This is a genomic window from Nonomuraea sp. NPDC005983 (assembly GCF_040614375.1).
Classification (GTDB): domain Bacteria; phylum Actinomycetota; class Actinomycetes; order Streptosporangiales; family Streptosporangiaceae; genus Nonomuraea.
In genome coordinates, this window is record NZ_JBEXUP010000067.1 from 32,735 (window position 1) to 46,428 (window position 13,694).

The window sequence follows — 13,694 nt, forward strand, 5'->3', positions numbered from 1 at the left end:
TCTCCTTCGCGGTCGTGATCCCGATGCGTTCACGATGCCGCGAGGCCTTTACGGTTTGTTGCTCACGGATTTACGGCCGCGCTTCGCGGCGCGGAACTCAGCCGTCGCGGCGGGCCCAGCGCTCCGTGAACAGCCTGCCGGACGGCGGCCGGCCTGGCAGCGGCTCGTCGAGTACCGCGCGCAGGCCGTCGACCGCGATGGCGACCACGCGCCTGCGGGCCTGCGCCGCGGCCTCGGCGAGGTCGTCGTGCCCCTGCTTGCGCAGCTGGTCCACGAACGGGGACGCGCGCAGCTGCTCGATCAGCAGGGAGACGTCCACGGCGGTGACGCCGGGCCGCAGCACGCCCGCGCCGTGCGCCCTGGCCACCAGCGCGGCCACCAGCTCGGTCGAACGCTCGTACTTCGCCCACATCTCCTCGGTGACCTCGATCGTGCCGGCGATCGGCGCGAGCGAGCCCTGGCCGAACTCGACGCAGGCGACGACGAAGCCGGCCAGCCCCGCCCACGGGTCGGCGGCGGCCAGGCCCTGCTCGGCGGCCTCGTTGTGGTGGTCGAGCGAGAGCACTGACAGCCGCTGGAACAGCTCTTCCTTGGTGCGGTAGCGGCGGTAGAGGCTGCCGATGCCGACCCCCGCCCGGGCGGCGATGGCCGCGACCGAGGCGTGCGCGCCGTCGGCGGCCAGCACCTCGCGGGCGGCTTGCAACAGCGCGCGGTCGTTCCGCTCGGCCTCTGCCTGGCGCGGGGCGCGGCGCCTGCGTTCGCTCACGGCCGCCATCCTACCGGCGGCGGAGCGAATCGCTCCGCCTTCGCGGTCAGCGGCTGACGGCCTTCCGTGGATGAGGCCTCCCGGCTGGACGTCGACCACCTGGTATCCGCGCCTGCCACACAGGTATGATCCGAAGATCCTGGTCGGAGCGTGAGCAACATACGCTGACAGGCACACGGATCAAGAGGCCGTTGACGAGGCTGCATCTCTCCGTCGATGGCCACATTCTCGTTCGATGGAGCGACATCAGCACGAGATCGACTGGCTTGCGTGGGATCGTGCAAGATCGGGCCATGCAGACCGATACCCAGAGACGCTTCGATGCCGGGGCGACAGCTGTGGGTAGCCACATCTGGAAGGGAAAGGCCTGGACAGGTCCGTCCCGGCGGGGCCCGTCTTCGGGCTGAACGTCAAAGGAGGAACTGCAGGGCGCGCTCGGCCACAACCGGGGCCGTTTTCCCTTCCGGTCCGAAATGGTTGAGGCCGGGCAGACTTTCGAGTGTGGCGTTGGGAAGGGTGTCGCGTACAGCGTCGAAGTTCGCTCTGCTCGCGCGCGGCGTACGGCCCCCACACAGCAGCAGCACCGGAGCGGTGACGGCCGCGAACGCGGCAAGTCGGCCCTGTTGGGCCGCTACCTGCTCGTGCTCGGCCAGGTTGGCCTGGAGAAGGGGGCGCATCCGCTGCCAGCTCGGCCCGCGGAAGGCGATGCGCAACGCCATCCGCAGATACCAGTGCGGCAGCTTGGTCAGGAAGGCGGGCGCGCCGCCCGAGCCTCGTATGAAGTGAACGAACGCGCCATAGGGGTCGCCTGCGGCGAGCCGTTCCCGGTAGGGGGCCATCCAGTCTGTGGGGAGGGGGCCGGCGGGAACTCCGGGCTCGTAGACCGCGATGCGCTCGAACACTTGGAACGACCGTGCGGTCTCAAAGAGGACAAGGCCGCCGTAGCTGTGGCCGAACGCCAGCCGCGCTCCGGTCTCCGCCTGGACGACCAGCAGGTCTTCCACTTCCTTGCCCAGGGTGTACTGGGGTCCCTGAGGGCCGCTGGCCCCGCGTCCTCGTCGGTCGACGACGTGCACAGTGAAGGAGCGGGCCAGGACGGAGGCCAGTGGCAGGTAGTCATGCGAGGTTCGCAGAGCGCCGCCGAGCACGATGAGGCCCGGCCCAGCGCCTATCGTCTGATAGCTGATCGGCGTGCCGTCGGTTGAGGAGACTGTACGCTGATGCGTCTGCGGGATCTGGATGGCCTGATTCATTTGGTTGACTCCCGTTCCACGCGGTCCAACGTCGCGAGCAGTCGCTCGGTGTGCTCGGCGAACTCGGCGTAGGGCACGCCGCTGTGTGCGACCAGGGCGGCCAGCTTTTCCTCGAACTCCTGTCGGAGCGAGGCCACGAGTTGCTTTCCCTCGTCGGTGAGGCTGAGCTGCCGGCGGTTCCCTCCCGCCGGGTCGGGCTGGACGTCGAGAAGCCCCTCGGTGGCAAGGACGGCGGCCATGCGGCTCACCGACGGCTCGGTCACGCCCAGGCCGTCGGCAAGGGCGCGTTGCGTCGAGACGCCCAGCTCGCCGACCAGGGTCAGTGCGAGGAAGCGACTGTAGGAGATGTTGTGCTCGGTCCGCAGGATCCGGTCACCCGCCCGGTCAAGGCGAGCGACGAGCACGTGCAGGTTGAGGCTGAGATTGCGTTCCACATCCCATAACTTAGCATGCTAACTTAGCATTGCAAGATTCTGGAACTTCCTGGAGCAGGTGGCGATCCGGGGAGCCGTACAGTTGGGCGATGCCGTTGTTTCCTCGATGGCGGCGAAGATCTCATCCTCGGCCACTTCTCCTCTCGATCTCCGAAGCGATCCAAGATCATCTATTTACTGATGGACTGGAACACCTTCTAAACGATCCCCGAGTGCCGTAGGGAATGCTCACCAGGTTGCATCTGCACTCGACTTTCCAGAGGCCAAGAGCGCGGTCATGTCGGCTCGTATCGGTCAAGGCGTGGACGTGACCCCTGTGGGCTCCCGGACGGAACGGGCACCCTTGGGCTTTCCTCTGGGATTCGACGTTGTCGAAGACCGCCAGCTAACCTATGCCCGTTCTCGGCGGACCTTGCCGAGTCTCGCGGCCTCGCGCGACCTGGTGTGTAGTACTGGCAGGGCCAGCTATGCCCTTGGTGATCAGCTGGGTGAAGAGCAGACTTAGGGCATGGGCAATAACGACTTGGGCGACTTCCTGCGGGCCCGCCGTGCTGGACTCACGCCGGATGAGATCGGTCTGCCGGTCGAGTTCGGCGCCGGTCGCCGGGTCGCCGGTCTGCGGCACGGTGAGGTCGCGCAGCTGGCCGGGGTGAGTACCGAGTACTACACCCGTCTGGAACAAGGCCGCGCCCGGCAGCCGTCCGAGCAGGTCCTGCATGCCCTCTGCGACGCGCTGCGGTTCGATGACATCGAGCGGCAGTTGTCCTTCGTAGTGACCGCTTTGCGGATCGCTTTCTCGGCGAGCGCGCGCGCCTCGGCGGGCTTGTAGACCACGTTCAGTCTGTAGCACCGCCAGCGGCACGAACAGGGCCAGGATCAGCGCCGACCAGAGCAGCGACGCGAGCACCGCGTGCCAGAGCGGCCAGGCGGCGCACGCCGGTGATCCCGCTTCTCTTCGGCATGCCGGCATAGGTGTTTAAGCGCCCCCAACGGTGCGATACATCCCAGACAGCAACCGCCGAAAGGGGCAGCTGGTGATGGATCAGCGATGGCGATCCGGCAGGCCGCACGTCGTGGTGCTGGGGGCGGGCTTCGCCGGTCTCAACGCGACCCGCGAGCTGGCCCGCGGCGGCGCCCTGGTCACGCTCGTCGACAGGAACCCCTACACCACGTTCCAGCCCCTGCTCTACCAGGTGGCCACGGCCGGCATGAGCTCCGCAGACATCACCTACCCGACCCGCGCCTTCGCCGCCGCGTACCCGACCGTGCGGGCGCGCAGAGCCGCGATGACCAAGCTGGACCCCGTCGAACGGCGGATGGAACTCGACGACGGCACCACCCTCGACTACGACTACCTGGTGCTGGCCACCGGCGTCACCACGAACTGGATCGGCGTGCGGGGCGCGGCGGACAACAGCCGGCCGATCTACTCGGCCGCCGACGCCGTCGCCCTGCGCAGGACCCTGCAGCGCTGCCTGGAGGAGACCGCGACAGGCAGGCGGCCGAGCACCCACGTGGTGGTGGTCGGCGGCGGAGCCACCGGCGTCGAGATGGCCGGCACCCTGGCCGAACTGCGCCGCCGCACGATCCCGCTGACCCACCCCGAGATCGCCCCCGAGCAGACGAGTGTCACGCTGGTCGAGCGCTTCGACTACGTGCTCGCGCCGTACAAGCCGCGTCTGCGCGCCGCGGCGGCCCACGCTCTGAGCAGGCGGGGGGTGCGCCTGCGGCTGGGCTGCACGGTCGCGGCCGTCGAGCCCGACGCCGTCGTCCTGGCGGACGGCACCCGCCTGCCGAGCGACGTCACCGTGTGGGCGCTCGGCGTCGCCGCGCCCAAGGAGGCCGGACAGTGGGGGCTGCCGCAGGGCAAGGGCGGCAGGATCGCGGTCTGCGAGGCGCTCAACGTCCGGGAGCACCCGGAGATCTTCGTGGCGGGCGACCTCGCCGGGCCGCCTGACCCGCTGCCGCAGCTGGCGCAGCCGTCCATCCAGATGGGCAAGCACGTGGGCAGGCAGATCCTCGCGGCCGCGCACGGCCACCCGGTCGCGCCGTTCAGATACCGCGACCCCGGCATCATGGCCACGGTCGGCCGGGCCGAGGCGGTCCTGCAGCTGTCGAACGGCTGGACCTTCCACGGCCTGCTCGCCTGGCTGGCGTGGATCGCGCTGCACATCGCGTACCTGCTGGGCGGCAGGAACCGGACGAACGTGCTGCTCAGCTTCCTGTGGAGGTACTTCGGGCCGCGCCGCAGCGCCGCCTCGGTCGCCGAGTGACCCTACTCCTCCAGGTACCGGCGGTGGTGGACGTGCGGGTAGTGCAGGTCGAACGCGGGACGTTCCGACCGGATCGCGGGCATCGAGGTGAAGTTGTGCCGGGGCGGCGGGCAGGACGTCGCCCACTCCAGCGAGTTGCCGAACCCCCACGGGTCGTCCACGGTCACGCGCGGGGCCCGCCGCGCGGTGAGCCAGATGTTGAAGAGGAAGGGCAGCGTCGAGGCGCCGAGCAGGAACGCCCCCACGGACGAGATCACGTTCAGCGTGGTGAAGCCGTCGACCGCGCTGTAGTCGGCGTAGCGGCGCGGGAAGCCGAGCACCCCCAGCCAGTGCTGCACCAGGAACGTGGTGTGGAAGCCGACGAACAGTATCCAGAAGTGGATCTTGCCGATGCCGTCGTGCAGCATCCGGCCGGTCATCTTGGGCCACCAGAAGTAGAAGCCGGCGAACATGGCGAACACCACGGTGCCGAACACCACGTAGTGGAAGTGCGCGACGACGAAGTAGGTGTCGCTGATGTGGAAGTCCAGCGGCGGCGAGGCGAGGATCACCCCGGTCAGCCCGCCGAGCAGGAACGTCGCCATGAAGCCGATCGCGAACATCATCGGCGTCTCGAAACTCAGGTGGCCCCGCCACATCGTGCCGACCCAGTTGAAGAACTTCACCCCGGTCGGCACGGCGATGAGGAACGTCATGAAGGAGAAGAACGGCAGCAGCACCTGCCCGGTCGCGAACATGTGGTGCGCCCACACCGTCATCGACAACCCGGCGATCGCGATCGTGGCGGCGACCAGGCCGATGTAGCCGAAGAGCGGCTTGCGGCTGAACACCGGGATGACCTCGCTGATGATGCCGAAGAACGGCAGCGCGATGATGTAGACCTCCGGGTGGCCGAAGAACCAGAACAGGTGCTGCCAGATCAGCGGGCCGCCGTTGGCGGCGTCGTAGACGTGCGTGCCGAGCTTGCGGTCCGACTCCAGCACGAGCAGCGCGGCCGCGAGTACGGGGAAGGCCAGCAGCACCATCATGCTGGTCAGCAGCACGGTCCAGGTGAACAGCGGCAGTCGGAACATCGTCATGCCGGGCGCGCGCATCGCGATGATCGTGGTGAAGAAGTTGACGGAGCCGAGGATCGTGCCCAGCCCGCTCATCACCAGCCCCATGATCCACAGATCGCCGCCGATGCCCGGCGAGTAGATGGCCGTCGACAGCGGGGTGTAGGCGAACCAGCCGAAGTCGGCGGCGCCGCTGCTGACGGCGAAGCCGCTCAGCACGATGAGCCCGCCGAACAGGAACAGCCAGTAGCTCACCATGTTGAGCCGCGGGAAGGCCACGTCGGGCGAGCCGATCTGCAGCGGCATGACCACGTTGGCGAACCCGGCGAACAGCGGGGTGGCGAACAGCAGCAGCATGAGGGCGCCGTGCATGGTGAACAGCTGGTTGTACTGCTGCGCGCTGACCAGCTGCAGGCCGGGCTCGAGCAGCTCGGCCCTGATCACCATCGCCATGAGGCCCGCGACGAGGAAGAACCCGAACGAAGTGATCATGTACAGGTAGCCGATCACCTTGTGGTCCGTCGACGACGCCCAGTCGGCGATGATCGTCCGGATACGGCGAGGCGGAGCCGGCACGGTCAGCGGCTCGCCGGCCGACGGCCTGTGGATGGACACCTGGATCTCCCCCTCCGCCCACGCTGGCGGCAGCGCGATGACGCGAACGCATGCCGTAAGCGCATGACTACCCGCTGTAGGGTCGGGATAGCCCCACGGATTGGCTGGGGAGTGACCAGCCGGCTAGCTCCAGTGAGCCGGGCGGGTGAGCGCGGGCGGCAGCTCGGTGGCCGAGTCGCCCTTCGCCGCGTTCAGCTGAGACTGCGTGAGGAAGATGCTGCCGGTCAGGTCGGCCCCGCGCAGGTCGGCGCCGCGCAGGTCGGCTCCGATGAGGTCGGCCAGCCGGAGGTCGGCCCCCCTGAGGTCGGCGCCGATGAGATAGGCGCCTCTCAGGTTGGCCCCGCGCAGGTCGGCGCCCCTGAGCTTGGCGCCGATGAGGTCGGCGCCCCTGCGCTCCTTCCCGCGGCCCTCGGTTCCGGCCCGGACCAGCTCGCTCGTGCGCAGCAGCAGCTCGTTGACCTCCTGGCGGAGCGCGGGGATGTTCAGTTCGAGGAGGGAGCCGGGGGAGCCGTGCGTGAGACGCTCGACCTCGTCGCGCCGGGCGCGGATCTCGGGGTGCAGCCCGGCGGCCACCCGCAGCGCCAGCGCCTCGGTCAGGTACCAGAGCAGCTCGTGCAGCTGCCGGACGACCGGGAACACCTTGAACATCTGGTCGGCGGCCTCCGGGAAGCGCCGCCAGTCCTGCCCGGCGAAGGTCACCTGCGACACCTTCTGGCCCGCGCCGAAGCAGTCGTAGACGACGCAGCCGGGGAAGCCCCGCTGCCTGAGATCTTGGTGGATGCCGCAGCGGAAGTCGGCTTGCAGGTTGGGGCAGGGGCGGCCGGCGTCCTTGTCGATCGCGAAGTCGGCCGAGGCGGAGAAGGGCAGCGCGACGCAGCACAGGCCGAAGCAGCTCGCGCAGTCGGCTCGCAGGCTGAGCGCGGCGCCGTCGGATTCGTGCGTGGCTGCCACCGTGTGGTCCCCCTGTGCGTTGCGGACGCTTCTCCTGACCTCCGAGGTTACTGCCAGACGTGAGGACGCCGGTCCGGGCGACGCGCCGCATATCTAGGCGGTGTCGATGGCACCGCCCGTGGTGCCCCGACAAGCTCACCCGCGTCGGCCAGGGCGGCGGGGCCCCGGAGGGGTGAGCCGGGCGTTCGGCGTCCGCTAGTGTCCTGCGCATGACCACGGGGAGCGCGCTCGTGACGGAGGTGGAGGCGTCCGTCGAGCAGCTGGTGTACGTCCGCGAGGACGAGTACACGGTGGCGCGGATGAGCGCCGAGAGGCCGGCCTCGTTCGTCGCCTCCGGCCGCCCGCTGGCCGGGGTCCAGCCCGGAGAGACGCTGCGGCTGGAAGGGGAGTGGGACGAGCACCCGCGCCACGGCAGCCGTCTGATGGTCAAGCGGTGCGAACGGGTGGTCCCCTCGACCGTCCGCGCGATCACGATCTACCTGGGCTCCGGCCTGATCCGCGGCATCGGGCCGCGGCTCGCGCACGCCATCGTCAGCCACTTCGGCGACCAGACCCTCACCGTGATCGACACCGCGCCCGAGCGGCTGCTGGAAGTGGTCGGCATCGGAGCCGTGCGGCAGGCGCAGATCGTCCAGGCGTGGGCGGAGCAGAAGGCGGTCGCCGCGCTGATGGTCCTCCTGCAGGGGTTCGGCATCAGCCCGCTGCTCGCGGCCAAGATCTACCAGGTGTACGGCGACGAGGCGCCGGACGTCGTCACCTCCGACCCGTACCGGCTGATCGGGCAGGTCAGAGGGGTCGCCTTCCACACCGCCGACCGGATCGCGCTGCGGTCGGGCGTCCCCGAGCACAGCCCGCGACGGATCGCGGCGGCGGTCGTCGACAGGCTGGAGGCGGCGGCCGCCCGCGACGGGCACTGCTACCTGCCGCTGACCACCGTCGTCGCCCAGGCGGCGAGCCTGGTCGAGCAGGACGAGGAGCTGATCCGCCGCGCGGTCGACGCGCTGGCCGCCGAACGGCGGGTGGTCGTCGAGACGTCGCTGACCGACCCCGGCCGGAGTGTGGTGTACGCCAAGGAGCTGCACGCGCGCGAGGTCGCGCTGGCAGCGAACCTGACCAGGCTGCTCAGGGCCCGCTCCACGCTGCCGCTGCGTCCCTTCCCCGACGACGAGGGGCTGCACGAGGACCAGCGGACCGCCGTGAACCTGGCCCTGACCAGCACCGTGACGGTGCTGACCGGCGGCCCCGGCTGCGGCAAGAGCCACACGGTGCGGGTGGTCGCGGCGACCGTGCGGGCGATGGGCGGCAGGGTGACCCTGACCGCCCCGACCGGCAAGGCCGCCAAGCGGTTGTCGGAGCTCACCGGGCTGCCCGCGATGACCGTCCACCGGATGCTCGCCCACCAGCCGGAGCCCGACGAGGGCATCCTGTTCCAGGAGTCGCCCCTGGACGCGGACCTGATCGTGGTCGATGAGGCGTCCATGCTGGATCTGCAGCTGGCCACCCGGCTGACCGCGGCCATCCCCGCGGGCAGCCACCTGCTGCTCGTCGGCGACAGCGACCAGCTGCCCAGCATCGGCCCCGGCAGCGTGCTGGCCGACCTGCTGGCGGTGGAGGAGGTCCCGCGCGTCCGGCTGACCCGCGTCTTCCGCCAGGCGCAGGACAGCGGGATCGTCCGGGCCGCGCACCGGATCAGGGCGGGCGAGCTGCCCGCGCTGCCCGGCAGGGGCGGCTTCTGGTTCGAGGAACTGGACGACCCCGACCAGGTGGCCGAACGGGTGATCCACCTGGCGACCGAGGCGATCCCCCGCAAACAGGGGATCGGCGCCGACCAGGTGCAGGTGCTGTGCCCGATGCGCAAGGGCGCCACGGGCACCGCCGAGCTGGGCCGCAGGCTGCAGGAGCGGCTGAACCCGGCCCGCGAGGGGGAGGCGGAGCACTGGTCGGGGCCGGCGGTGTTCAGGGTGGGCGACCGCGTCATGCCGATCCGCAACAACTACGACAAGGGCGTCTTCAACGGCGAGAGCGCCACGGTCACCGGCGTCCACCCGCAGGAACGGCGGCTGGAGATCCGCACCGACGACGGCGAGAGCGTCGAGTACGGCTTCGACGAGCTGGACGAGCTGACCCACGCCTACGCGATCAGCGTCCACCGCTCGCAGGGCAGCGAGTACCCGTTCGTGGTGGCGCCCATCGTGGCCGAGTCCGGCGGTGTGATGCTCCGGCGCAGGCTGCTGTACACGCTGGTCACCAGGGCGAAGGCGTGGGTCGTCCTCGTCGGGCGGCGCGAGGCGCTGGAACTGGCGGTGCACCGGCTCGGCGACCGCAGGAACACCGGCCTGTCGCGCCGTCTCGCCCTGACACTGCAGGGCTGACGGCTCAGTACGCGTCCCGGCTTCGTGCCCGGCCTGTCCGTCGAGCAGGCCGAGCTGGTGGTGAGGCCGCTCGAGGCTGGTGCGTATCTGTTCTTGCTCATCACCGCGGGCTCCGAAGGACCCGTCACGACGTGACGGAAAGGACGATCTTTCCCGTAGTGCGGCCGGCCTCGCCCAGCGTGTGGGCGACGGCGGCGTCCTCCAGTGGGAAGACCGCGTCGGCGATCATCCGCAGGCGGCCGTCCTCGACCAGCTTGGTGATCTCGCGCAGGCCCTGCTGGTCGGGTTCGACGAGCATGAACCCCGCCCGCACCCCGGCCGCCTCGGCCTCCTTGTAGGGGAAGGTGTCGTCCAGAGGCAGCATCGAGACCAGCCTTCCACCCGGGCGCAGGGTGCGCAGGGAGCGGGCCCAGGTGGCGCCGCCGATCGTGTCCAGGACGACGTCGGCGTCGCGGATGGTCTCGGCGAAGTTCTGGGTGCGGTAGTCGATCAGTTCGTCCGCGCCGAGGGAGCGCAGCAGGTCGTGCTTGGCGGCGCTGGCGGTGCCGATCACATGGGCGCCGCGGGCCTTGGCGATCTGGACGGCCAGATGGCCGACGCCGCCCGCGGCAGCGTGGATGAGGACGCGCTGGCCGGGCCGGACGTCGGCGGTGTCGACGAGGGCCTGCCAGGCGGTGAGCGAGGCCAGCGGCAGGGCGCCCGACTCGATGTGGGTCAGGCCCTGGGGGCGGGGAGCGAAGTGGCGGGCCGGGGCGGTGACGTACTCGGCGTAGGCGCCGGCCGGGTGCGGGAAGCGCGGCATCCCGAAGACCTCGTCGCCCGGCTGGAAGACAGTGACACCGTCGCCGGTCTCCTCGACCACCCCGGAGACGTCGAATCCCAGGGTGAAGGGAAGCTGCGTCCCATCGGGGAACACCCCCAGCTCCCGGGTCTTCCAGTCGGCCGGATTCACCCCCGCCGCGTGCACCCGGACCAGGATCTCGCCCCAGCCCGGCACCGGGCGCTTGGTCTCGATGACCTTGAGGACGTCGGGGGCCCCGGCGGTGTCTTGGGAGACAGCACGCATGGTGGGGGCGGTGATGGTCTGGGACATGATGACGTTCTCTTTCTGTGTGCGTTTCTTGCGGTTTGTGCCGTTTCTCTCGGGCGCGTCACAAGACTGCCGGGACCCAAGCGTCCCCAGTAGCGGCCTGATGGCCACGGCCTGAAAAGATCTGGCCATGCACCACGTTGGCGTTCTGGCACTGGACGGCGTCGTCCCCTTCGAGCTCGGTATCCCCGCCCGCATCTTCGGCGCCGCCCGCGACCGGGCGGGCAACCGGCTCTACACCGTGACCACGTGCAGCCTCGACGGTGGCCCGGTACGGGCCGAGGCCGACTACGGCCTCACCGTCACCCATGACGCCTCCTTGCTGGCCGGCGTCGACACCGTCGTCATCCCGCCCTCCCACGCTCTCGGCCCCATCCGTGAGGAGGGCCGCCTGCCCGCCGCATTGCGCGACGCCCTGGCCGCCATCCGCCCCGGCACCCGGATCGTGGGCATCTGCACCGCCACGTACGTCCTGGCCTCCGCAGGGCTCCTCGACCACCGTCCCGCCACCACGCACTGGCGCGAAGCGGAGCGCCTGCAGCGGATGTTCACCACCACCCGCATCGACCCCGACGTGCTGTTCGTCGACGACGGCGACATCCTCACCTCCGCAGGAGTTGCCGCCGGGATCGACCTATGCCTGCACCTTGTCCGCCGCGACCACGGCAGCCAGATCGCCAACGACGTCGCCCGCTCCTGCGTGGTGCCGCCCTGGCGAGACGGCGGACAGGCCCAGTACATCCAGCGCCCCGTCCCCGACCCGACGGCCACCGGCACCGCCCCCACCCAGGCATGGGCTATGGAACGACTCGCCGAATCCCTCACCCTGGCCGACCTGGCCGCCCACGCCAACATGAGCGTGCGCACCTTCACGCGCCGCTTCCGCGACGAGACCGGTACCACCCCCAGCCAATGGCTGATCCGCCAGCGTGTCGACCTGGCGCGCCACTACCTGGAGACCACCGACTGGCCCGTCGACCTCGTCGCCCACCGCGCCGGGTTCGGCACCGGCGTCTCCCTGCGCCGGCACCTCCACGCCGCCATCGGCGTCACCCCCCAGGCATACCGCCGCACCTTCCGCCCCGCCGCCACGGCCGCAGCCGCCTGAACGGCGAGCGGCGGGTCAGGTGGCCGTGCTGAACCCGGCGGCGGTCAGGTTCTGCTCGCGCAGCTGGGTGAAGCCGACGTCCAGGTGCGGGTCGGTTGCGGACCTGCTGGGGTGATCAAGCGACAGGGACCACCGCCGCCGGAAAACCGTTTGAGCCTTCTTTTCGCGTTCCTGTAGGTTGCCTGCGGCCCATCGCAGTGAGGACAGAGGACAAAACCGCGTGACCCCGCCTGCTCTTTAGACCTGACACCTTCCTCCGCTCACCTTCAAGCCGGCCCTCCCGTCGGCTCTGCCGGGCTGCCCGCGTGCGCCCGGTCATACAGCGTTTGAGGCCGCGCGCAATCGGCCTCGTGTCAGGTCTAGAGAGATCATGTCTTCACAACCTCATACTGTGCTGCCCTGGATCGTTCGTCGGACCAGGCTGCCTCTGCTGTCGTTGCGGTGCGTGGACTGTCGGTCGGAGTCGGCCACCACCGGCGAGGGCAGGTTCCGCGTCAACGCCAACGGCAAGCTGCTGGACGTGTGGCTGCTGGTCCGCTGCGTGTCCTGCGATCGGACGAGCAAGCTCACCGTGCACGAGCGAGCGCCGGTCGGATCCTTCGATTCGGCCGAGCTCGACGGCTACCACGCCAACGATCCGGAGCTGGTGGCGTCCAGGCTGTTGGATCCGCTGCTCGCCCGGCGCAACCGCTTCACCCTGGACTGGACGGGGGCCTGGCGGCTGGACACCCCGTCGGGATGGCTCGACGAGGCGTGGCCGGTCCAGGTGGAGGTCGTCTTCGAGGATCCGGTGCCGGTACGCCCGGAGCGGCTCATCGCGCAGGGGCTCGGCCTCAGCAGGAGCGAGGTGCTGCGCCGGATCAAGTGCGACATTCCGCTGCGCCGTCCGACGAGCGCCGGGTTCACCTTCACCGTGATGGCCCGGGACTAGCGGGGATGTAGCCGTGGCATGCGCGTGGGGGCGCGGAACGATCGTTCCGCGCCCCCACCGTCTCTTTATCTATGTTCAGCAGCCGACCGGCACGTCCACCGTGACGGGCGCCGGGCCGTAGAAGCCGGGCCTGCCGGGACCCGTCGGCCCCTGCGACAGCTTGACCTCGGCGCGCACCGTCGATCCGCAGGAGACGGTCGTGGTGACGCCCTCAACGGTCACGGTGTTGTTCCAGATGCTCACCGACTGCTGCCGGGCGCCGAGGAACAGGCCGCCGATGATCTGGGCGGACACCTCCACCTCGGCACGCTGCGGGGTGATGACGCCGCCGGGCCCCGGCTCCGCGATGCCGGGAGCGCCGACGGTGCCGTAGAACCGCGCCTGGGTGTCGGTGACGTCCACGCAGACCTTGGTGAGCAGGCCCGAGATCAGGACGCGGTCACTGCAGGTGGTCGTAGTCGTGGCGGCGGATGCCGGGCTGCTCACCGCGAGTGCCCCCGCCATCGCCGCGCCTGCGGCGAGTACTGCGGCTCCACGCTTGACGATCTGCTTCAACGGTTTCCCCTCCGATGATCACGAACGTGCAGCTCGGTGCCGCACGCATCAGTACTATGTCACACATGACATGACGGTGGGGGAAACTAAATGAGAATCAATGGGAAAGATTGGAGCGTTCTAATCGGACAGTCCAAAACCGGAAAATGGGATGAGCAGTCATAAATTCGGTGCGGTGGGGGGGGGGAGGCCGCGCGCGGACCCCCCCGCCGAGTGTGAAATACAACGGGGATAATTTAAAAGACAAAAAAAAGGTGGGGGGGGTTGAAAAAAATATAAAGGGGGAGAAGG

At 69.6% G+C, this 13,694-nt stretch carries 12 protein-coding genes; 5 read left to right on the forward strand and 7 right to left on the reverse strand.

All coding sequences use genetic code 11. The features are described from left to right. Nucleotides 1-97: 97 nt before the first annotated feature. From ABZ297_RS26770 to ABZ297_RS26780, 3 genes are all read right to left on the reverse strand, one after another. Entirely contained in the window at nt 98-775 is a 678-nt protein-coding gene (locus ABZ297_RS26770; protein WP_355351216.1) for a TetR family transcriptional regulator, read from the reverse strand. A gap of 401 nt (nt 776-1,176) precedes the next feature. After that, complete coding sequence (locus ABZ297_RS26775) at nt 1,177-2,019, reverse strand: alpha/beta hydrolase (RefSeq protein ID WP_355351218.1); 843 nt, start codon at nt 2,017-2,019, stop codon at nt 1,177-1,179. Beyond that, nucleotides 2,016-2,453, reverse strand: coding sequence for a MarR family transcriptional regulator (locus ABZ297_RS26780; protein ID WP_355351220.1), 438 nt, complete (start codon nt 2,451-2,453; stop codon nt 2,016-2,018). The genes ABZ297_RS26775 and ABZ297_RS26780 overlap by 4 nt, the downstream gene beginning before the upstream one ends. A gap of 508 nt (nt 2,454-2,961) precedes the next feature. On the opposite strand from ABZ297_RS26780, the gene ABZ297_RS26785 reads away from it, so the two are divergent. Together ABZ297_RS26785 and ABZ297_RS26790 are read left to right on the forward strand one after the other, a co-directional pair. Next, the gene (locus tag ABZ297_RS26785; RefSeq protein ID WP_355351222.1) at nt 2,962-3,282 is read left to right on the forward strand and encodes a helix-turn-helix transcriptional regulator; all 321 of its coding nucleotides are present in this window, start codon (nt 2,962-2,964) and stop codon (nt 3,280-3,282) included. A 208-nt stretch (nt 3,283-3,490) separates the two neighbouring features. Beyond that, the gene (locus tag ABZ297_RS26790; RefSeq protein ID WP_355351239.1) at nt 3,491-4,726 is read left to right on the forward strand and encodes an NAD(P)/FAD-dependent oxidoreductase; all 1,236 of its coding nucleotides are present in this window, start codon (nt 3,491-3,493) and stop codon (nt 4,724-4,726) included. A gap of 2 nt (nt 4,727-4,728) precedes the next feature. On the opposite strand, the gene ctaD is transcribed toward ABZ297_RS26790, so the two are convergent. Both ctaD and ABZ297_RS26800 read right to left on the reverse strand, forming a co-directional pair. Continuing rightward, nucleotides 4,729-6,357: a cytochrome c oxidase subunit I gene (gene ctaD, locus ABZ297_RS26795; protein WP_355351241.1), complete on the reverse strand. Its 1,629-nt coding sequence runs from the start codon at nt 6,355-6,357 to the stop codon at nt 4,729-4,731. A gap of 162 nt (nt 6,358-6,519) precedes the next feature. Further along, the gene (locus tag ABZ297_RS26800; RefSeq protein ID WP_355351224.1) at nt 6,520-7,347 is read right to left on the reverse strand and encodes a pentapeptide repeat-containing protein; all 828 of its coding nucleotides are present in this window, start codon (nt 7,345-7,347) and stop codon (nt 6,520-6,522) included. A gap of 209 nt (nt 7,348-7,556) precedes the next feature. Here ABZ297_RS26800 and ABZ297_RS26805 point away from each other — a divergent pair, with 209 nt between their 5' ends. Then, complete coding sequence (locus ABZ297_RS26805; RefSeq protein ID WP_355351226.1) at nt 7,557-9,719, forward strand: ATP-dependent RecD-like DNA helicase; 2,163 nt, start codon at nt 7,557-7,559, stop codon at nt 9,717-9,719. A 124-nt stretch (nt 9,720-9,843) separates the two neighbouring features. On the opposite strand, the gene ABZ297_RS26810 is transcribed toward ABZ297_RS26805, so the two are convergent. Continuing rightward, the gene (locus ABZ297_RS26810; protein WP_355351228.1) at nt 9,844-10,812 is read right to left on the reverse strand and encodes an NADP-dependent oxidoreductase; all 969 of its coding nucleotides are present in this window, start codon (nt 10,810-10,812) and stop codon (nt 9,844-9,846) included. Nucleotides 10,813-10,939: 127 nt separating this feature from the next. On the opposite strand from ABZ297_RS26810, the gene ABZ297_RS26815 reads away from it, so the two are divergent. After that, on the forward strand, nt 10,940-11,917 hold the full coding sequence (locus ABZ297_RS26815) for a helix-turn-helix domain-containing protein (protein WP_355351230.1): 978 nt from the start codon (nt 10,940-10,942) through the stop codon (nt 11,915-11,917). A 370-nt stretch (nt 11,918-12,287) separates the two neighbouring features. Further along, a complete protein-coding gene (locus tag ABZ297_RS26820; protein ID WP_355351232.1) occupies nt 12,288-12,848 on the forward strand; it encodes a DUF1062 domain-containing protein in 561 nt (186 codons plus the stop codon). A gap of 75 nt (nt 12,849-12,923) precedes the next feature. Here the strand turns inward: ABZ297_RS26820 and ABZ297_RS26825 are convergent, their stop codons facing one another. Further along, nucleotides 12,924-13,403 carry a hypothetical protein gene (locus tag ABZ297_RS26825; RefSeq protein WP_355351234.1) on the reverse strand — a complete coding sequence of 160 codons (480 nt, stop codon included), beginning with the start codon at nt 13,401-13,403 and terminating at the stop codon, nt 12,924-12,926. Between the last annotated feature and the right edge of the window lie 291 nt (nt 13,404-13,694).